Annotated in this window: 21 protein-coding genes and 1 pseudogene; 14 read left to right on the forward strand and 8 right to left on the reverse strand. The window is 74.2% G+C overall.

The genetic code is table 11. From position 1 onward, the window contains the following. Positions 1–185 precede the first annotated feature (185 nt). Positions 186–818 carry a LysE family transporter gene (locus ACIRQ9_RS13170; RefSeq protein WP_404171034.1) on the reverse strand — a complete coding sequence of 211 codons (633 nt, stop codon included), beginning with the start codon at positions 816–818 and terminating at the stop codon, positions 186–188. A 293-nt stretch (positions 819–1,111) separates the two neighbouring features. Between ACIRQ9_RS13170 and ACIRQ9_RS13175 the strand changes: the two genes are divergently transcribed. Both ACIRQ9_RS13175 and ACIRQ9_RS13180 read left to right on the forward strand, forming a co-directional pair. After that, on the forward strand, positions 1,112–2,353 hold the full coding sequence (locus ACIRQ9_RS13175) for a cytochrome P450 (protein WP_404171037.1): 1,242 nt from the start codon (positions 1,112–1,114) through the stop codon (positions 2,351–2,353). A 12-nt stretch (positions 2,354–2,365) separates the two neighbouring features. After that, positions 2,366–2,566 carry a ferredoxin gene (locus tag ACIRQ9_RS13180; protein WP_404171040.1) on the forward strand — a complete coding sequence of 67 codons (201 nt, stop codon included), beginning with the start codon at positions 2,366–2,368 and terminating at the stop codon, positions 2,564–2,566. A gap of 318 nt (positions 2,567–2,884) precedes the next feature. On the opposite strand, the gene ACIRQ9_RS13185 is transcribed toward ACIRQ9_RS13180, so the two are convergent. Next, positions 2,885–3,436: a TetR/AcrR family transcriptional regulator gene (locus ACIRQ9_RS13185; RefSeq protein ID WP_404171043.1), complete on the reverse strand. Its 552-nt coding sequence runs from the start codon at positions 3,434–3,436 to the stop codon at positions 2,885–2,887. A gap of 94 nt (positions 3,437–3,530) precedes the next feature. Here ACIRQ9_RS13185 and ACIRQ9_RS13190 point away from each other — a divergent pair, with 94 nt between their 5' ends. The 4 genes from ACIRQ9_RS13190 to ACIRQ9_RS13205 all read left to right on the forward strand — a co-directional run bounded on the left by ACIRQ9_RS13190 (position 3,531) and on the right by ACIRQ9_RS13205 (position 8,111). Then, the gene (locus ACIRQ9_RS13190) at positions 3,531–3,989 is read left to right on the forward strand and encodes a nuclear transport factor 2 family protein (RefSeq protein WP_404171046.1); all 459 of its coding nucleotides are present in this window, start codon (positions 3,531–3,533) and stop codon (positions 3,987–3,989) included. A 20-nt stretch (positions 3,990–4,009) separates the two neighbouring features. Next, a complete protein-coding gene (locus ACIRQ9_RS13195; protein WP_404171049.1) occupies positions 4,010–4,543 on the forward strand; it encodes a flavoprotein in 534 nt (177 codons plus the stop codon). An 89-nt stretch (positions 4,544–4,632) separates the two neighbouring features. Then, the gene (locus ACIRQ9_RS13200; protein WP_404171052.1) at positions 4,633–5,601 is read left to right on the forward strand and encodes an aldo/keto reductase; all 969 of its coding nucleotides are present in this window, start codon (positions 4,633–4,635) and stop codon (positions 5,599–5,601) included. 659 nt (positions 5,602–6,260) lie between these two features. Then, the gene (locus tag ACIRQ9_RS13205; RefSeq protein ID WP_404171055.1) at positions 6,261–8,111 is read left to right on the forward strand and encodes an RICIN domain-containing protein; all 1,851 of its coding nucleotides are present in this window, start codon (positions 6,261–6,263) and stop codon (positions 8,109–8,111) included. 12 nt (positions 8,112–8,123) lie between these two features. Here ACIRQ9_RS13205 and ACIRQ9_RS13210 read toward each other — a convergent pair whose 3' ends face one another. From ACIRQ9_RS13210 to ACIRQ9_RS13230, 5 genes are all read right to left on the reverse strand, one after another. Next, positions 8,124–8,615, reverse strand: coding sequence for a universal stress protein (locus ACIRQ9_RS13210; RefSeq protein ID WP_404171058.1), 492 nt, complete (start codon positions 8,613–8,615; stop codon positions 8,124–8,126). Between the two features lie 16 nt (positions 8,616–8,631). Beyond that, positions 8,632–9,891 (reverse strand): arsenic transporter, encoded by a 1,260-nt coding sequence (locus tag ACIRQ9_RS13215; RefSeq protein ID WP_404171738.1) that lies wholly within the window; start codon positions 9,889–9,891, stop codon positions 8,632–8,634. Between the two features lie 58 nt (positions 9,892–9,949). Further along, positions 9,950–11,206, reverse strand: coding sequence for a hypothetical protein (locus ACIRQ9_RS13220; protein ID WP_404171061.1), 1,257 nt, complete (start codon positions 11,204–11,206; stop codon positions 9,950–9,952). 223 nt (positions 11,207–11,429) lie between these two features. Further along, positions 11,430–12,146, reverse strand: a complete 717-nt coding sequence (locus ACIRQ9_RS13225) for a DUF4232 domain-containing protein (protein WP_404171064.1) — start codon at positions 12,144–12,146, stop codon at positions 11,430–11,432. A 127-nt stretch (positions 12,147–12,273) separates the two neighbouring features. Further along, a complete protein-coding gene (locus tag ACIRQ9_RS13230) occupies positions 12,274–13,671 on the reverse strand; it encodes a serine/threonine-protein kinase (RefSeq protein WP_404171067.1) in 1,398 nt (465 codons plus the stop codon). Between the two features lie 46 nt (positions 13,672–13,717). On the opposite strand from ACIRQ9_RS13230, the gene ACIRQ9_RS13235 reads away from it, so the two are divergent. From ACIRQ9_RS13235 to helR, 3 genes are all read left to right on the forward strand, one after another. Next, positions 13,718–14,266: a sigma-70 family RNA polymerase sigma factor gene (locus ACIRQ9_RS13235; RefSeq protein ID WP_351327500.1), complete on the forward strand. Its 549-nt coding sequence runs from the start codon at positions 13,718–13,720 to the stop codon at positions 14,264–14,266. 202 nt (positions 14,267–14,468) lie between these two features. Then, on the forward strand, positions 14,469–15,695 hold the full coding sequence (locus tag ACIRQ9_RS13240; protein ID WP_404171071.1) for a glycosyltransferase: 1,227 nt from the start codon (positions 14,469–14,471) through the stop codon (positions 15,693–15,695). Between the two features lie 272 nt (positions 15,696–15,967). Continuing rightward, the gene (gene helR, locus ACIRQ9_RS13245) at positions 15,968–18,139 is read left to right on the forward strand and encodes an RNA polymerase recycling motor ATPase HelR (protein ID WP_404171074.1); all 2,172 of its coding nucleotides are present in this window, start codon (positions 15,968–15,970) and stop codon (positions 18,137–18,139) included. Here the strand turns inward: helR and ACIRQ9_RS13250 are convergent. Next, a complete protein-coding gene (locus ACIRQ9_RS13250) occupies positions 18,136–20,517 on the reverse strand; it encodes a SpoIIE family protein phosphatase (RefSeq protein WP_404171077.1) in 2,382 nt (793 codons plus the stop codon). The two genes, helR and ACIRQ9_RS13250, sit on opposite strands and share 4 nt — an antisense overlap. Before the next feature lie 271 nt (positions 20,518–20,788). On the opposite strand from ACIRQ9_RS13250, the pseudogene ACIRQ9_RS13255 reads away from it, so the two are divergent. From ACIRQ9_RS13255 to ACIRQ9_RS13275, 5 genes and pseudogenes are all read left to right on the forward strand, one after another. After that, positions 20,789–21,668, forward strand: a pseudogene (locus ACIRQ9_RS13255) (glycoside hydrolase family 2 TIM barrel-domain containing protein); the annotation flags it as partial. A gap of 114 nt (positions 21,669–21,782) precedes the next feature. Further along, complete coding sequence (locus ACIRQ9_RS13260; protein ID WP_404171080.1) at positions 21,783–21,929, forward strand: hypothetical protein; 147 nt, start codon at positions 21,783–21,785, stop codon at positions 21,927–21,929. Positions 21,930–22,045: 116 nt separating this feature from the next. Next, positions 22,046–22,285, forward strand: coding sequence for a hypothetical protein (locus ACIRQ9_RS13265; protein ID WP_089103774.1), 240 nt, complete (start codon positions 22,046–22,048; stop codon positions 22,283–22,285). 3 nt (positions 22,286–22,288) lie between these two features. Next, the gene (locus ACIRQ9_RS13270; protein ID WP_351327488.1) at positions 22,289–22,666 is read left to right on the forward strand and encodes a toxin Doc; all 378 of its coding nucleotides are present in this window, start codon (positions 22,289–22,291) and stop codon (positions 22,664–22,666) included. Positions 22,667–23,133: 467 nt separating this feature from the next. Continuing rightward, complete coding sequence (locus ACIRQ9_RS13275) at positions 23,134–24,765, forward strand: RICIN domain-containing protein (protein ID WP_404171084.1); 1,632 nt, start codon at positions 23,134–23,136, stop codon at positions 24,763–24,765. The last annotated feature ends 21 nt before the right edge of the window (positions 24,766–24,786 follow it).

Below are 24,786 nucleotides of genomic sequence, written 5' to 3' on the forward strand. Positions count from 1 at the left end.
GAAGGCGACCCCGCGGGGGCGCCCGGCGAGAACCGGCGAACCGCGCGACCCACCGGACGCTCGTATCACGCCAGGCTGCGCCCCGCCCCGCACCGCAGGGGACGGCCTCGTCCTACGGCGTCGCGTGCCCGCGGACGGCCCGGCCGTCGACGGCGCCTCCGCGCCCCGACCGGGACCCGGCGGCCTCAGCCGGGCGACAGCACCGTACGGACCGCGAGTCCCAGCATCACGCAGCTCGACAGCAACGCGGTGACCAGGCGTCCCCGGTGGCCGGTCAGGCTCCGGCCGAGCAGCGCGCCGCCGCCCGCGAGCAGCAGCTGCCAGCTCGCGGACGCGACGAAGGCGGCCAGGACGAAGGTGCCCTGCTCCGCCGGCCGCACCGGCCCCGCGGAGCGCGAGCCGACCACCAACGCCGCGAAGTAGACCATCGTCGTCGGGTTGAGCAGCGTGATCCCGAGCAGGCCGAGATACGCCCGTCCGGGACCGGGTACCGGCCGCTCGGTCCGCGTCGGCAGCCACCGCTTCCGGTACTGGCTCAGAGCCGTCGCCGCGCCGCGCACCGCGAGCCCCGCAAGGACCGCCGCCGAGGCCAGGCGCAGCGGCCCGAGCACGGGCAGCAGCGCCGCCGCCAGCGCGGCGCCGCCGACCGCGGCGAGCAGGGCGTAGAGGCCGTCGGCGCTCGCGACGCCGAGTGCGGCGCAGGCGCCGGTCCGCAGGGACGTGCGGGCCGTGAGGGACACTAGATATGTGCCGACCGCGCCGACCGGGACGGCGATCCCGTACCCGGCGAGCAGGCCGGCGACGAGCGCGGCCGTCACGGGCGCGCGGGTCCGGGCCTCCGGGGACGCCTCGGCTGCTGCCGGACCCGGCCCCGACCGACGGTCGCGAAGGTCAGCGGCACCACGGCGTCAGGAGTGTTCATGCGCAGATCCTGTGGTCCGCCTCGTCCTGCCGGCAAGCCGTTTTCGGCGCGGAATCGTCCCCCGACCGGGTGCGGTTCGGCCAGATCGTCCGCATCACCGATCTGGCCGAACTTGCGGTCGTCCCATAGATGCCCCGGGCATCTAATGAAGATCGGCACGACGTACGACATTCGTCTGCGAGGTCTTCCATGAACGAACTGACGGACCTGACGGAACCCACTACCGCGGCCCGCCCGGCCGATCCTGTGGCCTGGCCGCAGGATCGCACGTGCCCCTACCACCCCCCGGCCGGCTACGACCCGCTGCGCGACGGGACCCCGCTGTCCCGGGTCACCCTCTACGACGGCCGCACCGCCTGGGCGGTCACCGGCCACGGGGCGGCCCGCGCGCTGCTCTCCGACCCGCGGCTCTCCAGCGACCGCCGCCGGGACGACTTCCCGATGCCGAACGCCCGGTTCGCCGCGGCCCGGGAGCGCCGCCAGGTCGCGCTGCTCGGCCTCGACGACCCCGAGCACCAGATCCAGCGCCGCATGCTGATTCCGGACTTCACCCTGAAACGGGCGACCGGGATGCGGCCCGCCATCCAGCGGATCGTCGACGGACTGCTCGACCGGATGATCGCCCAGGGGCCCCCGGCCGACCTGGTGAGCGCCTTCGCGCTGCCGGTGCCGTCCATGGTCATCTGCGATCTCCTCGGCGTGCCCTACGCCGATCACGAGTTCTTCGAGGCGCAGTCCCGGCGGCTGCTGCGCGGCCCCGAGGCCGCCGACTCGCTGGACGCGCGCGACCGGCTGGAGGCCTACCTGGGCGACCTGGCGGACCGCAAGAGCCGGGACGAGGTGCCCGGCGACGGCGTCCTGGACGACCTCGTCCACGAGCGGCTGCGCGAGGGCGACCTGAACCGCTCCGAGGTCGTCGCGCTCGCCCTCATCCTGCTGGTCGCCGGCCACGAGACCACCGCCAACATGATCTCGCTCGGCACCTTCACCCTGCTCCAGCAGCCCGAGCGGCTCGCGGAACTGCGCGCCGATCCCGCGCTGGTGCCCGCCGCCGTCGAGGAACTGATGCGGATGCTGTCCATCGCCGACGGGCTGCTGCGCGTCGCCCTGGAGGACATCGAGGTGGCCGGCACCACCATCCGCAAGGGCGACGGCGTGCTCTTCGCGACCTCCGTCATCAACCGCGACGAGTCCGTGTACGACGAGCCGGACACCATCGACTGGCACCGTCCGACCCGCCACCACGTGGCCTTCGGCTTCGGCATCCACCAGTGCCTGGGCCAGAACCTGGCCCGCACCGAGCTGGAGATCGCCCTGCGCACCCTGTGGGAGCGCCTTCCCGACCTGCGGCTGGCCGCGCCGCCGGAGAAGATTCCCTTCAAACCCGGCGACACGATCCAGGGGATGCTGGAACTCCCCGTGACCTGGTAAGAGGCTTTTGCCATGCACATCGAGATCGACACGAACGTCTGCATCGGAGCCGGGCAGTGCGCCATGACGGCCCCGAACGTCTTCACCCAGGACGACGACGGCTTCAGCACCCTGATCCCCGGCAAGGAGGACGGCGGCGGCGACCCGCTGGTCAAGGAGGCGGCCCGGGCCTGCCCGGTGCACGCCATCACCGTCAAGGAACCGACCGGCTAGGCCGCCGGCCGGCGGCGGTGCGGCGGACCGGGCCCGCCCGCGCGGCGGCACCGTGCCCTCGGCGGCCGCGCGGGCGCCCCGCGGCTCGGCCGACGTGCCGGGCGGCGGGGTCGCGGGGCCGACGTGCCGGACCGCGTCCGGTGCCGGCAGGCCGAGCGGCGGGCCCAGGTCAACGCCCCCGGGCGCGGCCGGGAACGCCTCCACGACCCCGCGGTGCCGCTCCCGCCCGGCGGCCGGCGGTGCGCGTGCGAGTGTGCCGCCCTCCGGTGCCGGGCGCGGCCGGCCGGCCTTCGCGCGGCCGGCGGCGGACGTCCGGCCTCAGCGGTCGCGCAGCAGGGCCCGGGCGGCCTCGCGGGCCTCGGTCGCGGGCTCCGCGCTCCCGGTGATGCCCGCGGTCACCATCGCCCCCTCGGCCAGCAGGAACAGCGGCCCGGTGAGCGCGGCGTCCAGTCCGGCGTCGGCCACCAGCCGGGCGAGGAAGTCCCGGAAGGCCTGCTTGTGGCCCCGCACCAGCGCCGTAACCCGTTCGGAGGTGGCGCCCAGCTCGCCGTACGCGTTGATCCACGCGCACCCCCGGAAGTCCGTCTCGCCGAACCACACCGCCAGCCAGTCGAAGACCGCGAGCAGCCGCTCCCGGGGGTCCGGCTGCCGCTCGACGTGCGCGGCGAGCCGCTGCCGCCAGCGCACGTCCCGGCGCTCCAGATAGGCCACCACGAGCTGCTCCTTGGCGGGGAAGAGCTGGTAGAGGCGTTTGAGGGAGACTCCCGAGGCGCCGCGTATGTCGTCCATGCCGACGGACTGCACCCCGCGCCCGTAGAACAGCCGCTCGGCGGCGTCCAGGGCCTGCTCCCGCGCGACCGCGCTGTCCATGACCACTTCTGATGGCTCCTTGACGTGAGAACGTGCGTTCTCCTAGGTTAGCAGCGACCAGGAGAACGCACGTTCTCCGCTTGAGGAGGAGACCATGGCCGACCGCCCGCCCCTGCCGCCCTTCACCCACGAGACCGCCCTCCAGAAGGTCCAGGCCGCCGAGGACGCCTGGAACACCCGCGATCCGCAGCGCGTGGCGCTCGCGTACTCCGAGGACTCGGTCTGGCGCAACCGGGACACCTTCGTCACCGGCCGCGCCGAGATCGTCGAGTTCCTCACCGCCAAGTGGGAGCGGGAACTCGACTACGCGCTCCGCAAGGACCTGTGGGCCTTCGACGGCGACCGCATCGCCGTCCGCTTCCAGTACGAGTGCCGCGACGCGTCCGGCCAGTGGTGGCGGTCCTACGGCAACGAACTCTGGGAGTTCGACGGCCACGGCCTGATGACCCGGCGCGAGGCCAGCATCAACGACGTCCGGATCGAGGAGGGCGAACGCCGGGTCCACGGTCCGCGCCCGGAGTCCGAGCGAGGCCGGTCGTTCCCGCTCCGGTAGCGCCCGCGTAGGGTTTCCGGATGACCGACGCGTCCCCGAAGCCCTTCCTGTACCTCGTCGTGTGCGGGGCCGGCGTCGCCGCGGGCGTCGGCAGAGTGATCGCCGCGGCCCAGGAGCGCGGCTGGGAGGTCGGGGTCATCGCCACCCCGGTGGCGGTGAACGGCTTCTTCGACGCCGACGACGTGCGGGCGCGCACCGGCCGCCCCGTCCGGTCGGCGTGGCGCCGGCCCTCCGACCCGCGCCCCTTTCCGGCGCCGGACGCGGTGGCCGTCGCGCCCGCGACCTTCAACACCGTCAACAAGTGGGCCGCCGGACTCGCCGACACCCTCGCCGTCGGCACCCTCTGCGAGGCCCTGGGTCTCGGCGTCCCGATAGCGGTCCTGCCCTGCGTCGCCGACGCGCTGGCCGCCCACCCCGCCTACCGGGAGAGCGTGGCCCGGCTGCGCGGGCTGGGCGTCCGCTTCGGCGACCCGCACACCGGCACGAGCGAAGTGGACGGCGGGCGGCCCGAGTTCGCCTGGGAACGGGTGCTGGATCTGCTGGAGCGCGGCTGACCCGCCCCACGGCCGCCGGCTCCGCGCGGGCCGGCCGGCCGACGTACGCTCGGCTCTGTACGACGTGATCTCGGCGGCGGGAGACAACGATGGAGTACGTGAAGCTCGGCCGGACCGGTCTGGACGTGTCCCGGATCTGCCTCGGCTGCATGACCTACGGTGTGCCCGACCGCGGCATCCACGAGTGGACCCTCGACGAGGAGGCCTCCCGCCCGCTGATCCGGCAGGCCCTGGAGGCGGGCGTCAACTTCTTCGACACCGCGAACGTCTACTCGGACGGCACCAGCGAGGAGATCGTCGGCAGGGCGCTGCGCGAGTTCGCCCGCCGCGACGAGATCGTCCTCGCCACCAAGGTGCACGGCCGGATGCGGCCGGGCCCCAACGGCGGCGGTCTGTCCCGCAAGGCGATCCTGACCGAGATCGACCACAGCCTCGGTCGCCTCGGCACCGACTACGTCGACCTCTACCAGATCCACCGCTTCGACCACGAGACCCCGGTCGAGGAGACGATGGAGGCCCTGCACGACGTCGTCAAGGCGGGCAAGGCCCGTTACATCGGGGCGAGTTCGATGTACGCCTGGGAGTTCTCCAAGGCCCAGTACACGGCCGAGCGGAACGGCTGGACCACGTTCGTCTCCATGCAGGACCACTACAACCTCCTCTACCGCGAGGAGGAGCGCGAGATGCTGCCGCTCTGCGCCGACCAGGGCGTGGGCGTCCTGCCGTGGAGCCCGCTCGCCCGCGGCCGCCTCACCCGCGACTGGGGCGCGGTCACCGAGCGCAGCGCCGCCGACACCTTCGGCAGCCGCCTCTACCACGAGGCCGACCGGGCGATCGTCGAGGCGGTCACCCGGATCGCCGAGGACCGGGGGGTCACCCGGGCCCAGGTGGCGCTGGCCTGGCTGCTCCACCAGAGCACCGTGACGGCTCCGATCGTCGGCGCGTCCAAGCCGCACCACATCGACGAGGCGGTGGCGGCCGTGGAGTTGGCGCTCAGCGACAAGGAACTCGAAGAACTCCGGCAGCCTTACGGTCCCCACCCCGTCTCCGGCCACTGAGACGCGGCACCGCCGCCGGCCCCTCGGGCGGTGCCACGTACTCCCGCGTGCGGCCGCGCCGCGCCGCGCGGCTGCCGGAGAGCGCCGGCCTGACCGTCGGGCGCGTCGCGGCCGCGTCCGGATTTCCCGGCCCCTTCCGCTTCAGCCGGGCTTTCCGCGCACGATACGGTGTCCGGCCCGGCGCCCACCGCTCCGGTGAACGCGCCTGAGGAACACGGTCATTGGTTTCCGGCCGGGGTCGGACGCGGCGTGCGCGCAGGTCGGCCCGGGACGCAATGGTTGGCAGCAAGGGCGCGGCGGTCGTCCCGCATTCCGCGCGCCAATTGCGATGTCGATACGACGACATGACCCCGACTCGCTCATTGACGCCGGGTCAAATTAACCCGGGTCCGGGTCAATGCGCAAAACCAAGAGATCCCTTGTTCTGCTCCGCGGGCCTGTGCAAAAGTGTGCCGTGCCGGCATGCGGACAATTGATTCCCCGCGTGCGCGAGGTCGCTTCCGTACGCCCCCCACGCTTCAAAAGAGCAGCCGACGGCGGACGTTCTAGCGCCGAACCCCCGAATGCCCGTCCGGCCATGGTGCCGGCCGGGCCGCATACCGGTCACCTGCCAATTGGTATGGACCGCATCACGCGTAGCGCCTGGAAGGAATGCCGCCGTGAATGACGCAGGCCTGGGGAATTCCCCGACCCCCGCCCGGCCGTTCGACGTCACCGACGAGCAGCTCAGCGCCGAGCTCAAACAATGGACGGGCGCCACACCCGCCCTGCACCCCGTCGGTGAACTCCTCGACCGGCACTGGGAAGCGGCCTTCGCCTACGCCCGCCTGTGCACCGAGGGACCCCGCGGCGCGGGAATGCTCACCACCGCCGCATTCACCCGGCTTTTCGGCGAATCCCTCCGCCAGGCGGGCCCCACCGCCGCCTGGCGCCCTCAACTCCTCGTCACCGTCCGCAGGATCGCCGCCGAATGGGACAACGACGGCCGCGGTGAACTCCTGCACCCCGAACTGCGCGCCGCCGAGGGCGAGCGGGCCGCCGCCCGGCTGCTCCCGCCCGCGAACCGCCGCCTGCTCTCCCGCGCCTTCCAGCGCCTGACCCAGTCCTCGCGCGCCGTGCTGTGGCACGCCGACGTCGAGTCGGAGCCGCTGTCCGCGCCCGCCGCGCTGCTCGGCCTCGACGAGCAGGACACGGAGGTCGAACTGCGCAGGTCCCGCGAGCGGCTGCGCGAGGAGTGCCTCCAGGTGCACCGGGAACTCGCCCACGAGGACGAGTGCCAGCGGTACGTCCGGATGATCGACGTGACCTTCCGGCGCGGCGGTGTCGACATCGATCCTGACCTCCAGCAGCACCTGGGCGGCTGCATCCACTGCCGGTACACCGCCGACCAACTCGATCAGTTCAACCGCGGCCTCGGCCTCGCGCTGGCCGAGGCCGTGCTCGGCTGGGGCGCCCGCGCCTATCTGGAGTCACGGGGCCGCCGCACCGGCCAGCACGCCGGACAGGAGGCCGCGGACGACGGCCGTCCCGAGGGCGGGGAGCCCTTCGGCGCGGCGGCGGACGCGCCGGGCAGGGACCTGGTGGCGCATCCCGCCCCGTCCCGCCGTGCCGAGAAGCGGGCCGCCCGCCGGGTGCGCCGCCGCAACCTCGCCGTGGCGGTCGGCGCGGCGAGCGGGCTGGTCGTACTGCCGCTGGTGCTGTGGGCGGTGCTCGGCTCGGACGACCCGGGCGCGACCTCCGCGGGCAGGCCCTCCGCCACGCCCGGCTCCGGCACCGCGGGCCCGGGCTCTTCGTGGATCGGCACCGGCCGGACCTCCCAGGGCACCCTGCACGGACGCCTGCACAACATCGCCTCCGGCCTGTGCATCGGCGTGGTGGGCGGCGACCCCGCCCGGGGCGCCGAGACCGAACTGACCGCGTGCTCCGCGGCCGCGGGACAGCAGTGGACGTACGAGAACGACGGGCTGCTGCGCAACGGCGCCGATCCCGGCCTGTGCCTCGACTCGCACCTCGGCTACTCCGTCCGGCTGGCCCCCTGCGCCGCCTCCGGGACCGGCGGCCGGAGCATCCGCTACGACTTCACCCTCCAGGGCGCCCTGATCCCCCGCTGGAACCAGGACCTCGCGCTCGCCCCGGCCGCCACCGACGGCGGCGGCGCCCTCGTCGTCAAGACCCGGGCGAACGTGGCCTCCCAGCGCTGGGTGATGGACACCTCGCAGCCCGACCTGCAGATGCAGGTCGTCAACTGGGACGCCGAGGCCACCACGAAGCCGACGCCCGGCCCCTCGTCGGCCCCGGCCGCGCCCGCGACGACCGGGGCCGCGCCGAGTCCCACGCCGAAGCCCACCCCGTCCGCTCCCCGGACGACCGCGCCGCCCGCGCCGTCGAGCGGCGCCACCGGCTACGACCCCTGCGAGCAGTATCCGGGCTACTGCTACGGCGGTGGATGGGGCGGTGGGGGCGGCTACGGCGGTGGCGGCTACGGCGATGGCGGACACCACCACCGCTGAGCCGCCACGGGCTCAGGGACGACGGGGTGGCGGGGGCGGCATCGTCTCCAGGTCCGGCGCGCCCTCCGGCCACACCAGCAGCACCGGGCACGGCGCGTGGTCGACGGCGAACCGCACCGCCTTGCCCAGGCTGTGCGGTCCCAGCCGGGACCGGTCGCCGTCCCGTGCCACGATCAGCAGGCCGGCGCCCTCGGCGGCCGCCACCACCTCACGTTCGACGCGCCCGGCCCGCTCCATCCGGGTGCACGGCCGGCCCAGCCGGGTCTCCGCCGCGTCCAGCAGGTCCGCGGCCGACGTGCCGCCGAGGTCCGTGAGCCGCTGCTCCGGATCGGGTTCCGAACCCGCCCGGCCCAGCAGCCCGGCGAACGCGCCGTGCGCGAGCCCCGCCACCCCCGGCTCGGTCACGTGCAGCAGCACCACCTCGTCCGCCTCCCGCGCGCTGTCGCGCGCCGCGTCCACACAGGCCGGCCAGGTCCCCTCGACCAGCCAGACGATCACCCGCATGCCCATGGCCTCCCGTCTAGATCCCGACCACCTGGAGTGCCCCCCACAGTGCCACCACCGCACCGGCCAGCGCGGTCGGCACGGCGAACAGCCCCAGCCGGGTGAACTCGCCGAGGTCCACCCCGTGATCGTGCTGGTGCACGATCCTGCGCCACAACAGCGTCGCCAGGGAACCGGCGTAGGTGAGGTTCGGGCCGATGTTCACCCCGAGCAGCACCGCGAGCACCGCCGCCGGTCCGGTCTGCGCCGCCAGCGGCAGCAGCACCAGCACCGCGGGCAGGTTGTTGACGATGTTCGCCAGCACGGCGGCCAGCGCGGCGATGCCGAGCAGCGCCGGCAGCCCCGTCCCGCCGGGCAGCACCCGCCCGAGCGCGTCGGACAGCCCGTTGTCGACGACCGCCCGCACCACGATCCCGAGCGCGAGCACGAACGCCAGGAACGCGGGAGCCGCCGCCTTCACGACCGACCGCGCGGTCGCCCGCCGCCGCACCAGCGCCCGCCCGGCCAGCACCAGCGCGCCGGCGAACGCGGCCCACGCGGGGTCCACCCCGAACGCGGAGGTGACCACGAACCCGGCCAGCGTGCACGCCACCGTGATCACCGCGAACAACGGCAGCCGGGGCGGCTCCCCGGTGTCCTTCGCCCCAGGGGCCGCCGAGGACAGGTCCCGGGCGAAGAACCGCCGGAACACCACGTACTCGGCGCCGATCGCCACCAGCCAGGGCAGCACCATCAGCGCGGCGAACCGGGTGAAGCTCAGCCCGCTCGCCGCGAACGCCAGCAGGTTCGTCAGATTCGACACCGGCAGCAGCAGCGACGCCGTGTTCGACAGGTGCGTGCACGCGTAGACGTGCGGCTTGGCCCGCACCCCGGAACGAGCCGCCGTCGCGAACACCACCGGCGTCAGCAGCACCACCGTCGCGTCCAGGCTCAGTACGGCGGTGATCACCGAGGCCAGCGCGAACACCGCGGTCAGCAGCCGCACCGGCCGCCCCTCGGACCAGCGGGCCATCCACGCCCCGCAGGCCTGGAACAGGCCCTCCACGTCACAGAAGTGGGCGAGCACCAGGACGGCGGCGAGGAAACCGACGACCGGCCCGAGCCGTTCGGCCTCCTCGCGGGCGTGGTCGAGCGAGATCGCGCCGGTGGCGATCACCACTCCCGCCGCGGGCACGGCGAGCACCGCCTCCGGCAGGCCACGGGGCCGGATCACGGCCCAGGCCAGGACGGCGGCGAGCAGCAGGACGGACAGGGTCTCGGCGAGCGGGGTGTTCAGGGCGGCTTCCTCGGGGCGTGATCAAGTGCGGCCCGACCATGAAAGCAGACGGAACCGGCTACGCGGACGGGGTACCCGCCGGACCCAGGAACTCGGCCCATCCTCCGGTCGGCTCCTGACCCGGGTTCAGCATGCGCAGGGTCCGCAGCACGGCCGGGTCCTGCGCCTCCAGCCAGGCCACCAGCTGCTTGAAGGAGACGAAGCGCACGTCGTCGTGCTCGGCCATCTTCCCGATCGCCTCCTCGACGGCGTCCATGTAGATGCCGCCGTTCCAGCGCTCGAAGTGGTTGCCGATGAAGAACGGCGCCCGGTTGGTGGTGTACGCGCGCTGGAACCCCGCGAGGTAGGTGTCGCGGGCCTGGGTGCGCCAGGCGTCGTACCGCGACTTGTCGCCCAGCGGGTTCCCGGCGGACTGGTTGAACATCATGTTGTAGTCCATCGACAGGACCTGGAAGGAGTGCCCGGAGAAGGGTATGGACTGCAGCGGGAAGTCCCAGATCCGGTTGCCCTGCACCTTGCCCGGCCAGATCTGCAGGCCGCCGGGCGAGCTGGCGTCGTACTTCCAGCCCAGCGCCGCCGCCGTGGGCAGCAGGTTGGTCTGGCCCTCCAGGCACGGGGTGCGGCCGCCGATCAGCTCCTTGCGGTAGTCGAAGGGCAGCGGGTCCAGGTCGGTGAAGCCGGTGTTGGTCTTCCACCGGGTGACGAAGCCGATCGCCTGGTCGATCTCGCTGCGCCACTCGGCGGGGGACCAGTTGCGCACGCCGTCGCTGCCGCAGAAGTGCCCGTTGAAGTGGGTGCCGATCTCGTGGCCCTCCAGCCAGGCCGAGCGCACCTGCTGGAGCGTGTTGTGGATGTGCCGGTCGGAGAGGTAGCCGATCGCGGAGGCGCCGACCTCGTGCTGCGGCGGCCGGTACAGGTCCTTCCTGGCCTCGGGCAGGGTGTAGATGCCGGACAGGAAGAAGGTCATCTTCGCGCCGTGGTCGGCGGCCACCTTGCGGAACCGGGAGAACAGCTTGTTGCTGAGTTCGCCGGCGCCGTCCCAGGAGAACACCACGAACTGCGGCGGCTTGGCCCCGGGCGCCAGGCGCGTCGCCTTCGGCTGGTGCGGCTGGGCTCCGGTGTCCGCGGTGGAACCGTCCCCGATGAGCTTGAGCGGCTTCGCCGACGCGGCGCCGTCCTTGCCGCCGGCCCCGGCGGAACCGCCGCCCCCGACCGTCAGCGCACCGTTCGAGCACCCCGACACCGCACCCAGTGCACCCAGGGCGCCCGCCGTCGCGCCCGCCGTCAGGATCCGCCTGCGGGAGATGCCGCTCATGTCCGTCCCCGATTCCGTCGTCCCGGGCCCCTGCGGCGCCCGCTTCCTGTGTGGTCGACGGGTTCGATGGGCGGTCGGGCGAAAAAGATCGGAACCGGCGGCGCGTGTTGCACGCCTGTGACAGTCGTGGTCCGGACATGACGAACCCCGCCGCCCAGGGGGGAGTGGGCGACGGGGTCCGGGTACGGCCGGTCAGGCCCCGCGCGGGCGGGGTCCTGCCGGGTCAGGCACCGGTGCCGGCGCTGAGCACGGTCAGCCGCACCGAGGAGGAGTTCCCGGACACCGGGACCGTGCCGCCCTTCCAGGTGACCTTCAGAGCGTCCCGCTCGTCCGGCGGGGTGACCTCCAGCGCGGCCGGGGTCGCCGTCTTGGCGCCACTGATCTCCGGGTTGGAGAAGGTCAGCCCCGCCCACGCGCTCTGCCCGGGCTTGAGGGTGACCGTCGAGGGGGTGCTGCCGGACTCCCGCTGCGGGTCGGCGCCGAGCCGGCCGCCGGAGGCGTTCACGAAGGCCGCGCCCGGGAAGCCGCGGACCGTGCAGGTGCGGCCCGACGTGTTGGTGAACACGATCGGGAAGTTCTCCTGACCGGCACCCGGGTCGTTGCCGCCCACCGAGGCGGACAGCTCGGAGGTGTGGCAGCGGCTGCCGGACGCGGTGCCGGCGGTCTTCGTGCCGCCGCCGGTCGCCGAGCCGCCGTCCGTCGAGGCTCCGCCGGACGCCGTCGATCCGGTGCTCCGGGACGCCGTACCGGACGGTGCGGTGCCGGAGTCCGACGCGCTGGAACCCGCGGAATCGCCGGTCGCGGGAGCGGCGGTGCCCGACACCGACTCCGGTGACTTGCCCGAGGTGTCGTTGCCGCAGGCGGTCAGGAGGCCCAGGGCGGCGACCGTGCCGGCGAGCAGGGCCGCCCCGCGCCGCAGGGACTGAGAGGTGTGCGCCATGTCTCTCCACACTCCTGTGTTCGTCGGCACGCCGCCGGGGCGTGCCCGAGGCGCTCCGTGCGCCCGTCACTCCCATCCGATGCGATGAACGGCGGAAAAGTTCGGGGGCACGCCGTGGTTCGTCGGGTCAGGTGACCCGGATCGAGCGAAGTATGCCGTCCGTGGCCGTGTCGTCGGGCGTTCCCTTCTGCCGTACCTGCACGTACACCTGCGGCCGGGCGGCGCCGCCGGCCGGGACGAGCGCCGCCTCCTGGACGGAGCCGCCCGCGCCGGAGCAGCCGCTCCAGGTCCGTACCAGGCCCTTCCAGGCGCCGCCCGTGAAGGCACGGCTGCCGTCGTAGTGGCACTGCCCGTGCGACAGGCCCTTCACCTCGGAGGTGACGTCGCCGTGCTCGCTCACGCCGATGAACACCCCGTTCACCGCCGTCCTCAGGTCCTGCCACTCGGACACGTCGTCGGCCACCTCCAGGCCCGGCTCGTGCCCGGGGGTCAGCCCGAGCGTCTCGGGGTTCCAACCGGAGTCGCGCAGCTCGCCCGCCCACCCGGACGGCACCCGTGCCACCACCCGCCCGGTGGCGTCGGCGACCCTCGTCCCGTCGCCCGCCGAGCCGTCCTGGTCGACCAGCGTCACCGCGAGAGCCGTCCCGCCGGCGGCGAGGACCGCGGCGGCCGTCAGCGTGACGACGTTGAGGCGGCGGCGGACGCCGTCCAGCCGCCGGGGCCGGCGCGCCGCCGCCGCGGCCGACAGCCGGTCCAGCTCGTCCGCGAAGGCCTGCGCCGACGGCCAGCGCCGTTCCCGGTCCGGCTCCAGGGCCCGCATCAGCGCGCGCTGCACGTCGTCACCGAGGTCCGGCCGCAGCCGCTCCGGCCGCACCACCTTCCCGGGCGCCCCGGGGACCGTCCCGGTGACCAGCTCGTAGCCCACCGCGCCCAGCGCGTACACGTCGGCCCGCGCGTCGATGCCCTCGCCGGGTTCGGCCTGCTCCGGCGGCTGATAGCCCGCGGACCCGGCGGCGAGCGTCAGCCCCGACGCCTGGGCGAGGCTCTTCGCCAGCCCCAGGTCGGCCAGCAGCACCCGCCGGGTGCCGTCCTGCGCCGTGCGCAGCAGCACGTTGGTCGGCTTGATGTCCCGGTGCACGATCCCGGCCCCGTGCAGGTCCGCGGCCCCGCGCGCCGCCAGCGCGGTCAGCAGCAGCGCGTCCGGGACCGGCAGCGGGCCCGGCCCGAGCAGATCGGCGAGGGTGCCCGCGTCGGCGTACTCCATCACGAAGTACGGCCGCCCGTCGGGGAGTTCACCGATGTCGTAGACCTGCACCACCCGCTTGGAGTCGGCCCGGCGCAGCAGCCGCGCCTCGGACAGGAAGCGGTCGTGGATGTCGAGACGGTGGGACCAGTTGTCGGCGAGCACCTTCACCGCCACCGACGCGTCCAGCTGATCGTCGTGGGCGAGCCAGACCGTCCCGAAGGCACCGGTGCCCAGGCGCCGTTCGAGGCGATAGCGGCCGATCCGCTCCAGGGGTTGCATACGACTATCATGCCTGGCCTGAGATCGACTTCGAGGGGGACCTCCCGTGCCGGACGCCGCGCTGACCGAAGACCTCGCCCGGCGGGCCGCCGCCGGCGACCAGGCGGCCCTGAACCAGTTGCTGTCCGAGGTCTGGCCGGACGTCGTGCGGCGCTGCGGGCGGTTCCTGCCGTGCCGCGAGGACGCCGAGGAGGCGGCCCAGGACGTGCTGCTGCAGATCTCCCGGAAGATCTCCACCTTCGAGGGCCGCAGCCGCTTCAGCACCTGGCTGTACACGGTCGTCGCCAACTGCTCCCGGCAGAAGTACCGGGACCTGAAGCGGCGGTCGGCGGAGCAGCCCGCCACCATCGAGCCCGCCGAGCACGTCGACCCGCGCACCACCAGCGTGATCGCCGGTTCCCGGATCGACCTGCTGGAGGCGCTGGACCGGCTGGAGCGGGAACACCCCCAGCTGGTCGCGCCGCTGGTCTACCGGGACATCTGCCAGCTGGACTACGCCGAGGTCGCCGAACGGGTGGGGATTCCGCTGGGGACCCTGAAGTCACGGCTGCACGAGGCGCGCAAGCAGGTCCGGCCCTGGCTGAGCGCGCCGTGACCGCAGTGGTGGGCGCCCCGAGGAGCGTGTCCTGACCGGACGCGCTCCGTGACCGGCGCGGCAAAAAAAATAGGGCAAGGAGTTCACTCTCTCCTCGCCACTCTTAACTTATAGCGCACAGGGGGGCTTGCGGCAAGGCCCCCCTCGTCCCGCAAAATCGCAGGCCGAAGCCAGAACCAGCGGTTTGTGGGGGATTCACCAGGTGCGTGTGTTGCTGATGGGATACGGGTCGCGCGGGGACGTCGAGCCGCTGGCGGCGCTCGGGCTGGCGCTGCGCCGGCTGGGCGCCGAGGTACGGGTGTGCGCCCCGCCGGACGCCGAGTTCGCGGGGTTGCTGGCGCGGGCGGGCGTCCCCCATGTGCCGTTCGGGCCGTCGGTGCGCTCGGTGGTGACCAGGCCCGATCCGCAGCCCTCGGACGCCTTCCGCCTCGCGGCCGAGCTGGTCGCCGCCCACTTCGGCCCGGTCGCCGCGGCGGCCGAGGGGTGCGACGCGGTGGTGGCGACCGGCCTGATGCCGGCCGGCGTACGGTCCGTGACCGAGCGACTCGGCATCCGGTACGTCTTCGCGTGCCCGCATCCGTTCGGGATGCCGTCCTCGCACTTCCCGCCCGCCGGCCGGCCGGGCCGACCGGCCCCGCCCGGCGCCGGCCTGCGGACGCTGTGGAAGGTGGACGCCGAGCGGGTGGACGCGCTGTACGGCGAGCCCCTGAACAGCCACCGGGCCGCCGTCGGACTGCCCCCGGTGGACGACGTCCGCGCCCACGTCCTCACCGGCCGGGCATGGCTTGCGGCCGACCCGGTCCTCGGACCGTGGCATGACCTGACCGACCTCGACCTGGTGCAGACCGGGGCATGGCTGCTGCCGGACGAACGCCCGCTGCCGGACGACCTGACGGCCTTCCTGGCGGCCGGCGAGCCCCCGGTGTACGTCGGCTTCGGCAGCATGGCGATGCGCGGCGCGCCGGACGCCGCCCGCGCGGCCGTCGAGGCGGTCCGCGCCCAGGGCCGCCGGGTCCTCATCGGGCGCGGCTGGGCCTCTCTCGCACCGGTCGACGGCCAGGCCGACTGTCTCGCGATCGGCGAGGTCAACCACCAGGCGCTGTTCCGCCGCGTGGCCGCCGTCGTCCACCACGGCGGCGCGGGCACCACGACGGCCGCCGCGGTGGCCGGCGCGCCCCAGGTGATCGTCCCGCAGATCGTGGACCAGCCGTACTGGGCCGCCAGGGTCGCGGAGCTGGGCATCGGCGCGGCCCACGACGGCCCGGTCCCGACCACCGAGTCCCTCTCCGCCGCGCTGGCCCTCGCTCTCACCCCCTCGGTCCGCACCCGTGCGGCCGCCGTCGCCGGTGACGTCCGCACCGACGGCGCGACGGTCGCGGCCCGCCTCCTGCTGGACGGGACCGGCGGGCAGCCGCCCCTGTCCACGTGACCCCGCGGATCCGGCGCGGCCGGAGACGTCCCCGCGGCACCGCCCGGTGCCGCGCGGTCACCGGCTCGCGCCACGACCAACGGCGACGGAGCCGCGCGAGCCCGCGCCGGCCCGGGACACCGCCGAGCCGCCCGCCCGGGTAGCCGCGCCGGCACCCGCCGGGGGAGCGGCGCACCGTCCCACGGCCGTGCCCCCCCGCACACCCGACCAGAGCCGCCCCCGCCCGGCGCCGTTCCCGGCGCCGGGTCCGGCACCCCCACGGAGCTGATGCAGTGAACCCCCTGACCACCCGCGCCTTCGACCTCCCCGAACACCTCTCCGCCAAGGCCGGACCAGCCCTGATCGCCGACGACGAGCGGCACTTCGCGGCCGTCGCGCGCTGCCTGGAGGAGACGGTCGCCGACCTCTCCGACCGGCTCGACGCCGCCCTCAGGGCCCCGGGCGGCACCGGCCGGGCCGCGATGGAGCGCGACAACGAGGTCCACCGCCTCACCGGCCGGCTGCGCACCCTGCGCCGCTTCGGCCTCGACCTGTGCCTCGGCCGCATCGTGGCCGCGGACGACTCCGCGCCCCTGTACATCGGACGGCTCGGGCTCACCGACAGCGAGGGCCGCCGGCTGCTGCTCGACTGGCGGTCACCCGCGGCCGAGCCGTTCTTCGCGGCGACCCACGCCGACCCGTCGGGGCTGCGCAGCCGCCGCCGGTACCGCTGGACCGACGGCCGGATCAGCGACTACTGGGACGAGGTGTTCACCGCCGACGGGCTGGAGGGCCACGCCGCTCTCGACGACCAGTCGGCCTTCATCGCGAGCCTCGGCGCCGACCGGTCCGAGCGGATGCGGGACGTGCTCGCCACCATCCAGGCCGACCAGGACGCCATCATCCGCGCCGGCTCCCGGGGCGCCCTCGTCGTCGACGGCGGTCCGGGCACCGGCAAGACCGTCGTCGCCCTGCACCGCACCGCCCACCTGCTGTACTCCGACCCGCGCCTCGGGCACCGGCGCGGGGGTGTGCTGTTCGTCGGCCCGCACCGGCCCTACCTGAGCTACGTCTCCGACGTGCTGCCGAGCCTCGGCGAGGAGGGCGTACAGACCTGTGTCCTGGCCGACCTGGTCGACGAGGGCGCCACCGCGACACCCGAGACCGACCCGGAGGTGGCCCGCCTGAAGTCGTCCGCGGACCTGGTGCGGGCCGTCGAGACGGCCGTGCGCTTCTACGAGGAGCCGCCCGCCGAGGGCATGACGGTCGCCACCGACTGGGGCGACCTGTGGCTCAGCGCCGCCGACTGGGCCGACGCGTTCCGGGCGCCGGGCCCGGGCACCCCGCACAACGAGGGCCGCGACCACATCTGGGAGGAACTGGCCACCGTCCTGCTGGACAAGCACACCGGCGACGACATCCCGCCCGAGCGGTTCCTCGGCTCCCTCCAGCAGGACCGGGAGCTGACCGAGACCCTGAACGCCGCCTGGCCGCTGCTGGAGGCCACCGACCTGGTGGGCGACCTGTGGTCGGTCCCCGCCTACCTGCGGATGTGCGCCCCCTGGCTCGACCGCGACGAGGTACGGCTGCTCCAGCGCGCCGACGCCCAGGCCTGGACCGTGTCCGACCTGCCGCTCCTGGACGCGGCCCGGCAACGGCTCGGCGACCCCGCGGCGGCCCGGCGCAGGCAGCGGCGGGAGGCCGCGCTCGCCGCCCAGCGCGAGCGGATGGCCCAGGTCGTGGACAACCTGATCGGGGCCGCCGTCGACTCCGGCGCCGACGGGGACGACGGGGAGGGCCTGGTGCGGATGCTGCGCGGCGAGGACGCCGAGGTCAGCCTGGTGGACGAGTCCGGACTGCCGGCCACGGCCCCGGACCTGCTGGCCGGTCCGTTCGCGCACATCGTCGTGGACGAGGCCCAGGAACTGACCGACGCCGAGTGGCAGATGCTGCTGCTGCGCTGCCCCTCCCGGAGCTTCACCATCGTCGGGGACCGCGCCCAGGCCAGGCACGGGTTCGCCGAGTCGTGGCGGGAGCGGCTGGCGCGGGTCGGGATCGACCGGATCGCCCTCGCCTCCCTCGGCATCAACTACCGCACCCCCGAGGAGATCATGACGGAGGCCGAGCCGGTCATCAGGGCCGCGCTCCCGGACGCCAACGTGCCGACCTCGATCCGCCGCAGCGGCCTGCCCGTCGTCCACGGGTCCGCCGACGGGCTGGCCTCGGTCCTGGACGACTGGCTGGCCGCGCACGCCGAGGGCATCGCCTGCGTGATCGGCGATCCGGGCTTCGAGGCGACGCCCCGGGTCAGGTCGCTCACCCCGGAGCTGTCCAAGGGGCTCGAATTCGACCTGGTCGTCCTCGTCGACCCGGAGGACTTCGGCTCGGGTGTCGGGGGCGCCGTCGACCGCTACGTGGCCATGACCCGGGCGACCCGGCAACTGGTGGTCCTGACCAGCCGCTAGGCCGCGTCCTCCGGGAAGAGGGACAGCTCGGCCCAGATCGTCTTGCCCTCGCCGGTGTGCCGGGTGCCCCAGCGCTGGGTCAGCTGGGCCACGAGCAGCAGCCCCCGGCCGCCCTCGTCCCAGGTCTTGGCCCGGCGCAGGTGCGGGGCGGTGTGGCTGGTGTCGGAGACCTCGCAGATCAGCCGGGTCGTGTCGTGGATCAGGCGGAGCCGGATCGGGTGGGAGCCGTACCGGATGGCGTTGGTGACCAGTTCGCTGACGACCAGCTCCGCCGTGAAGGCGGCCATGGTCAGGTCCCACACCTCCAGCCGTTCCACGACCTGCTTGCGGACGGCCGCGACCAGGGCGGGGTCGGCGGGGATGTCCCAGGTCGCCACGCGGGACGGCGGCAGCCCCTGGGTGCGGGCCAGCAGCAGGGCCACGTCGTCGGCCGCGCCGCCGGACGGCAGCAGGGCGTGCAGGATCCGGTCGCAGGTCTCGTCCAGCGAGTCGCCGTAGGCGGCCAGCGCCTCGTGGAGGAGGCGCAGTCCGGCGTCCGGGTCACGGTGCGGGGAGGTGATCAGGCCGTCCGTGAACAGGGCCAGCACGGTGCCCTCGGGCAGTTCGATCTCGGTGGACTCGAACGGCAGGCCGCCCAGGCCCAGCGGGGGACCGGCGGGCAGGTCCACCTCGTGCAGGCGGTGGCCGGGCCGCAGCACGACGGGGGCCGGATGACCGGCGCGGGCCAGGGTGCAGTGCCGGGACACCGGATCGTAGACGGCGTACAGGCAGGTCGCGCCGAGTTCCCCGGGGCTGCCCTCGCCGCCCAGCTCCTCGGAGAGCCGGACCACCAGGTCGTCGAGGTGGGTGAGCAGCTCGTCCGGGGCCAGGTCGATGTCGGCCAGGGTGCGAACCGCGGTCCGCAGCCTGCCCATGGTGGCCGAGGCCTGCACGCCGTGGCCGACGACGTCCCCGACGACCATGGCGACCCGCAGCCCGGACAGCGGGATCACGTCGAACCAGTCGCCGCCCACCCCGGCGCGGGCGGCCGGCAGATAGCGGGAGGCGGCCTGCAGGGCGGCGGTGTGCGGCAGCGTCCGGGGCAGCAGGCTGCGCTGCAGGGCCAGGGCGGTCTCGCGCTCGCGGGAGTAGCGGCGGGCGTTGTCGACGCAGACGGCGGCCCGCGCCGTGATCTCCTCGGCCAGCAGCACGTCGTCGGGGCCGAACGGGTCGGGCCGCCGGTGCCGGGTCAGCACGGCGACCCCGAGGGTCGTGCCGCGCGCCTGGATCGGCACGGCCATCGAGGAGTGGACGCCGAACTCGCGCACCCGCTCCGCGCGCAGCCCGTGCCAGTCCAGCCACTGCGTCATCTCGCCGGACGCCACCGAGGCGACGATGGTGTGCCCCGCGATCAGCGAATCGGCCTGCGGGGACGACGCCGGGTAGGCCTCGGTGTGTCCGGGCTTGAGCACCGCCTCCGGGACGCCGGGCAGGACGGACTGGTGGGCGATGCGGCGCAGGGTGACCGGCGCGCTGAACCGGGTCGGCAGGTCGCCGCCGTTCTCCGGCGGGTCCAGCAGGTCGACGGTGACGAAGTCGGCGAGGGCCGGCACGCAGACGTCCGCCAGCTCCTGGGCCGTCCGGGTGACGTCCAGGGTGCTGCCGATGCGCACGCTCGCCTCGTTGACCAGCTGCAGCCGCTCCCTGGCCAGGTAGTTCTCGGTGATGTCGTGCGCGGCCAGGCTGACCCCGAGGACGTGCCCGGCCGCGTCGGTGACCGGTGCCATGCGGGCCAGCCAGGCGTGCGCCCGGTACTCGTCGCCGGTGCGCATGTAGGTCTGCACGTCCAGCGGCCGGCCCGTGGCCAGCACCTGGAGCATCTTGCGCTCCAGTTCCTCGCTCTGCGGCTCGCCGCCGATCTCGGTGATCCGCAGTCCCCGGATCCGGTCCGAGGGCAGTCCGATGACCTCGGCCATCGCGTCGTTCACCTGGCGCAGCCGCAGCCCTTCGTCGTAGACCGCGATCGCGCACGGCGACTGGACCAGCGCGGCCTTGGCCAGCGGCGAGTCCGGGTCGGCGGGGCCGCCCGCGGTCACCGGGGCGAAGACGAGCCAGCACGCGGGGCTCCCGTCGGCGGCCTCGCGGTGGTGGGCGACGAGCCAGACCGGGACCGCACGGCCGTCCCGGTGCCGGAGCGGGAGGGTGCCGTACCAGCGGGTGCCGGCGGGTGCCGGTGGCGGGTCCCCGGCCAGCAGCAGCGCCGCGGGCCGGCCAACGACCTCGTCGGCCGGGTGGCCGAGGAGCCGTCGCGCGCCCTCGTTCCACTCGACCAGCGTGCCGTTCTCGTCGATGACAGCCCGGGCCGTCGCCGCATCGTCGAACGGATAGACCCGGCTCATCTCGCCACTCCCAAGCGCACACTCACCGTCAACAGGTGCACCACAGGTGTTCAGCCTAGTGCGTCGGACCCGCCGGTGACCGGCAGGCGCGGACGTCCGGCCGGGCGGGACCGGCTTCGTCCGGGGGGCCGAACGCGGGCCGGTGGAGAGGACGAAATCCGGGTCCGGTCACCTCCGGACCCTGGACGCCTCCACATGGCACACCGTCAGAATCTGTGTGTTCACGATCAGTTGTGAGTAGTTCTGGGCCCCGATGAGGGAGAGCCGCACCATGACGGTCACCCGCAGATCGGTTCTGGCAGCCGCCACGGCGGCCCGCGCGGCCGGCGTCCTCCCGGCCGCCCCGGCCGACCTCGCGGTCCCGGAGGCGGATACGGCCACGCAGGTCACCGGCCGTCGCACGGTGGCCCTGCGGGACGGCCGGCGGTTCGCGCTCGCCGACCCGGACGGCGCCACCGACCCGGACGGCACCGCCGAGCGCGCCGTGGTGCGGGTGCGGACCACCGTGGCCGACGCGTCCGGGCGGGCGCGGACGTCACGGTCGTCTCCCGGATCACCGACCCGGACGGCCGTACCGTCGCCCGGACGCGTCGGCCACGGTCTCCGTCACCGGCCCCGGCTCGGGCGGGACCGACGAGGACCATGAACTGACCCTCGCGAGACCGAGGTTGTGGTCTATCGAGGCCCCGCACCGCTACGTCCTGCACACCGAACTCCGGGTCGGCGCCACCGTCACCGACACCTACCGCACGGTGTTCGGCATCCGCACGCACCGCTTCGACCCGGACCGGGGCTTCTCCCTCGACGGCGTACCCACCAGGATCAAGGGCGTCGACCTCCACCACGACCAGGGCGCCCTCGGCGCGGCGGTCAGCGCCGACGCGGTGCGCCGGCAGATGACCATCATGAAGTCGATGGGCGGCGACGCCTTCCGGACCTCCCGCAACCCGCCCTCGCCGGAGATGGCCGAGGTCTGCGAGGAGTTGGGGATCGTGATGATGGTGGAGGCATTCGACCGCTGGCGGACCGGCAGGACCAGGTACCGCAGCGTGCCCAGGAAGGGTTCCGCCGCCGACCTGATGCTCGCCAACCTCGACGGACTCGGGCTCAACGACGACACCGTCCGGTCCGTGGACGCGTTGCACGCCGCCTAACCGCGCCTCTTCCTGTTTCGAGCCGGACGCCGCCGTGGACGCGGTCCACGCGCTGCCCGCCTCGGTGGAGGTGGCGGTCGGGGACGGCGGCGGGTACCGCGTGGTGGAGGGGTGGACGGTGGATGGGGCGCCGCCTCGGACGCCCCGACCGTCATCACCTTCCCCCGGACCCGCGGCTCCCGGCTCCGGCTGACCCTGACCGGCGCCAGTCCGGGACAAGCCCTGGGAGCCGTGCGGATCAGCGGGCTCGACTTCTGAGGCCGCCTGGCGCGGTCCGGCCGCCCGCGCGGCGGACCGCGCCCGGCGGTACCGCACGATCCCGCGGTGACCTGCGCTTATTTACGGCCGAGTACCCGCGCGGTACCGTGAGGAGCATGCCAGCTCTCAACGTGGAGTTCAGCGACCGCGAGCTAGAGGACCTGCGGCAGATCGCCAAGGAGCGCGGTACGTCCATGAAGGCCCTCGTCCGTGACGCCGCCGCCGCCGACATCGCCCGGCACCGCGCGCTGCAGGAGGGGGCGGAGGAGTTCCGCCGGTTCTTCGCCGCGCACGCCGCCGAGTTCGCGGCCGCGTTCCCCGACGACGAACCGCCCGCGAAGGGCGAGGCCGCCTGAGCCATGCCGCCGGTCATCCATATCGACGTGCCCTGGCTCCTGCAGCGCCACGAGGAAGTGCTGCCCGACCAGCCCACCGTCGACGACTTCTCCGCACTGGTCGCCGCCGTCGCCCGGCACCGGGTGGACCCGCCCCGGCTCGGTGTGGACTCCGACCCGGCCTGGCGGGCCGCCGCCCTGCTGCACACCCTCGCCCTGCTCAAGCCGCTGCCCTCGGCCAACGCCCGGTTCGCCTGCGCGACCGCCGTGGCCTACATGTTCGTCAGCGGCGTGGGCATCGACCCGCCGTACGGCGCCCTCGTCGACCTGGCCCGCGACCTGATCGACGGCAAGGCCGACGTCTACGCCGCGGCGGACCGGCTCCGTTCCTGGCAGCTCTGACCCGCCCGGACGTGCGGGCGAAGCCGCCTCCGGCGTCTCGGGGCCGCCGGCCGCGGGCGGGAGGAACGGGGCCGGCGACCTGTTCCGCGCGCGAGAGCCGCCGTCGCGGCGCGGGGCCGGTGGAGAAAGGGCCGGACACCAGTGGACCGCTCGCGCCCGCGGTACGGGAGCGTGCGCGCGGGACGGGAGCGCGCGAACCGTTCACACGGGGTGTGCGTAAAAGTGAATACGGCCGTGACAGGACAATGGCCTGGGGTCTCTTTCTGACATTCTGTCAATGCTGTCGATGTCGTACGGGCGCCTTGTTGCGTGTGTGAGACTTGTGCGAAGGTGAATCATCACCGCGGGGGTAATGGCCAGGAACTATTCCGCAGTTGGGGGCAGGACCGGCCCCCGTGCGGGTCAATTCCCGCTCCCCGCACGCGCGCCGAAAAGGTACGCACCATCGCACCAAAGGAATCCGCTCAGTGCCCACCCCCCAGCCGCCTCGCCCCCCTTATCCGCCGCCGGGAGGTGGTGCCGGGGAGTCCGACGAGTCGCTCGCCGGCCCACTGCGCGCCGGATCCGACATCGAGGCCTCCCGGTCCGCCGCGCTGATCATGGCCCGGCACTGGCGGCCGGTGCAGGAGTACGCGGTCATCTGCCTGGCCGCCTCCGGGCCCGTCGCGCACATGGTCGCGGCCGCCGCGTTCCACCAGGTCCTGGACCGGGTGGCGCTGGGGGAGACCGCCGACGCGCTGCGGCCCCGGCTGCTGGTCTCCGTCCGCGACACGGTCGCCCACTGGTCGGCCGAGGACCGAATAGCGGAGGTTCTCCCGGACCTCGGGAAACCGGCCGGCGGCCGCGGTATGCGTGCCGCGAAGTCGATGACACCGGAAAACCGCACCCTTGCCGAGCGGTCATTCCTCGGGCTTCCGATGCTCGGCCAGAGCTTGCTGTGGCACGTCGAGGTCGAGGCGGAACCCATAACCGTACCGGCCGGTCTGCTAGGCATGGACACGGCGACGGCGGAGGCGGCTCTGGAGGACGCCCGGGAGAAATTCCGGGAAGGCTGTGTCCGCGCCCACCGCGAACTCGCGCCCTCCCAGGAGTGCCGCTACTACAACCGGCTGTTGGACGTTCCCCTGCGCCGCGGCAACGGTCTGCTGCCGGACGTCCGCGAGCATCTCGCCCAGTGCCCGTACTGCCGGGCCGCCGCCGAACAACTCGGCCAGGTCGACGGCGGACTGGGAGCCCTGCTCGTCGAGGCGGTGCTCGGCTGGGGCGCCCGCCGCTACCTCGACTCGCGGCCCGGACGCAAGCAGGGCGACGGCGAGCCCCGCCCCCGGTCCGCCGCCCGCCGTGCCGGAGGCGGCCGGCGCCGCGCGACGGCACGGACCCGCATCCTGGCCCGCATCACCGAGCCGGTGCGCCGCCCGCCGGGCTCCTGGTCCTCCCGGACACTGCTGACCGGCGTCGGCGTCGCCGGGGCCGGCCTGCTCGCCTCGGTCCTCGCCGTCAGCGCGCTCTCGGGCGGCGGCGACGGCAGCGAGGCGGTGGCCTCCGCCGGCCTGGTGCCCGGCGGCACCGACCCCGACGCGACGCCCACCCCCGGTACGGCCGCCAAGCTCCCCGCCGGCGACCACGCGACCCGGCTGCGCAACGCCGCCGCCCAGCTGTGCCTCGACATCAACGGCGCGCCCCAGACCGGGGCAGGCGTCGTCCTGGCGACGTGTTCCTCGTCCTCCACCCAGGAGTGGGCCTACGAGAGCGACGGCGCGCTGCGCAGCGTGGCCGACCGCGGACTGTGCCTGGACTCGCACGCGGACGGCGGGGTCGTCATCCTCGGCACCTGCGCGGAGACCGGCGACGAACGCGGCGCGGACGTGCGCTACGACCTCACGGCGCAGGGCGAGTTCCTGCCCCGCTGGGACCCGACCCTCGCGCTCGGCACGGCCGGCGAGGACGTGGGCGCCGACGTCGTCGTGAAGGCCCGTGACCGGTCCACCGGCCAGCACTGGCTGACCGACCCGCCGGGCCCGTCGCAGAGTTCGGGCTCCCTCTCCACCGCCGGCGCCGGCGGTGCCGCGGCCCGACCCGCGGGACTCGCGGGCACCTGACCCGCCCGACGCGCGGTTGCC

Origin of the sequence: Streptomyces sp. NPDC101237, assembly GCF_044767465.1 — a bacterium.
GTDB classification, from domain to species: Bacteria; Actinomycetota; Actinomycetes; order Streptomycetales; family Streptomycetaceae; genus Streptomyces; species Streptomyces gramineus.

Bases quoted from the DNA above. Each gene is read 5' to 3' on its own strand.
- ACIRQ9_RS13175 (WP_404171037.1), top strand. From the start codon at position 1,112: ATGAACGAACTGACGGACCTGACGGAACCCACTACCGCGGCCCGCCCG.
- ACIRQ9_RS13180 (WP_404171040.1), top strand. From the start codon at position 2,366: ATGCACATCGAGATCGACACGAACGTCTGCATCGGAGCCGGGCAGTGC.
- ACIRQ9_RS13185 (WP_404171043.1), bottom strand. From the start codon at position 3,436: ATGGACAGCGCGGTCGCGCGGGAGCAGGCCCTGGACGCCGCCGAGCGG.
- ACIRQ9_RS13190 (WP_404171046.1), top strand. From the start codon at position 3,531: ATGGCCGACCGCCCGCCCCTGCCGCCCTTCACCCACGAGACCGCCCTC.
- ACIRQ9_RS13195 (WP_404171049.1), top strand. From the start codon at position 4,010: ATGACCGACGCGTCCCCGAAGCCCTTCCTGTACCTCGTCGTGTGCGGG.
- ACIRQ9_RS13200 (WP_404171052.1), top strand. From the start codon at position 4,633: ATGGAGTACGTGAAGCTCGGCCGGACCGGTCTGGACGTGTCCCGGATC.
- ACIRQ9_RS13210 (WP_404171058.1), bottom strand. From the start codon at position 8,615: ATGCGGGTGATCGTCTGGCTGGTCGAGGGGACCTGGCCGGCCTGTGTG.
- ACIRQ9_RS13220 (WP_404171061.1), bottom strand. From the start codon at position 11,206: ATGAGCGGCATCTCCCGCAGGCGGATCCTGACGGCGGGCGCGACGGCG.
- ACIRQ9_RS13225 (WP_404171064.1), bottom strand. From the start codon at position 12,146: ATGGCGCACACCTCTCAGTCCCTGCGGCGCGGGGCGGCCCTGCTCGCC.
- ACIRQ9_RS13230 (WP_404171067.1), bottom strand. From the start codon at position 13,671: ATGCAACCCCTGGAGCGGATCGGCCGCTATCGCCTCGAACGGCGCCTG.
- ACIRQ9_RS13250 (WP_404171077.1), bottom strand. From the start codon at position 20,517: ATGAGCCGGGTCTATCCGTTCGACGATGCGGCGACGGCCCGGGCTGTC.
- ACIRQ9_RS13265 (WP_089103774.1), top strand. From the start codon at position 22,046: ATGCCAGCTCTCAACGTGGAGTTCAGCGACCGCGAGCTAGAGGACCTG.
- ACIRQ9_RS13270 (WP_351327488.1), top strand. From the start codon at position 22,289: ATGCCGCCGGTCATCCATATCGACGTGCCCTGGCTCCTGCAGCGCCAC.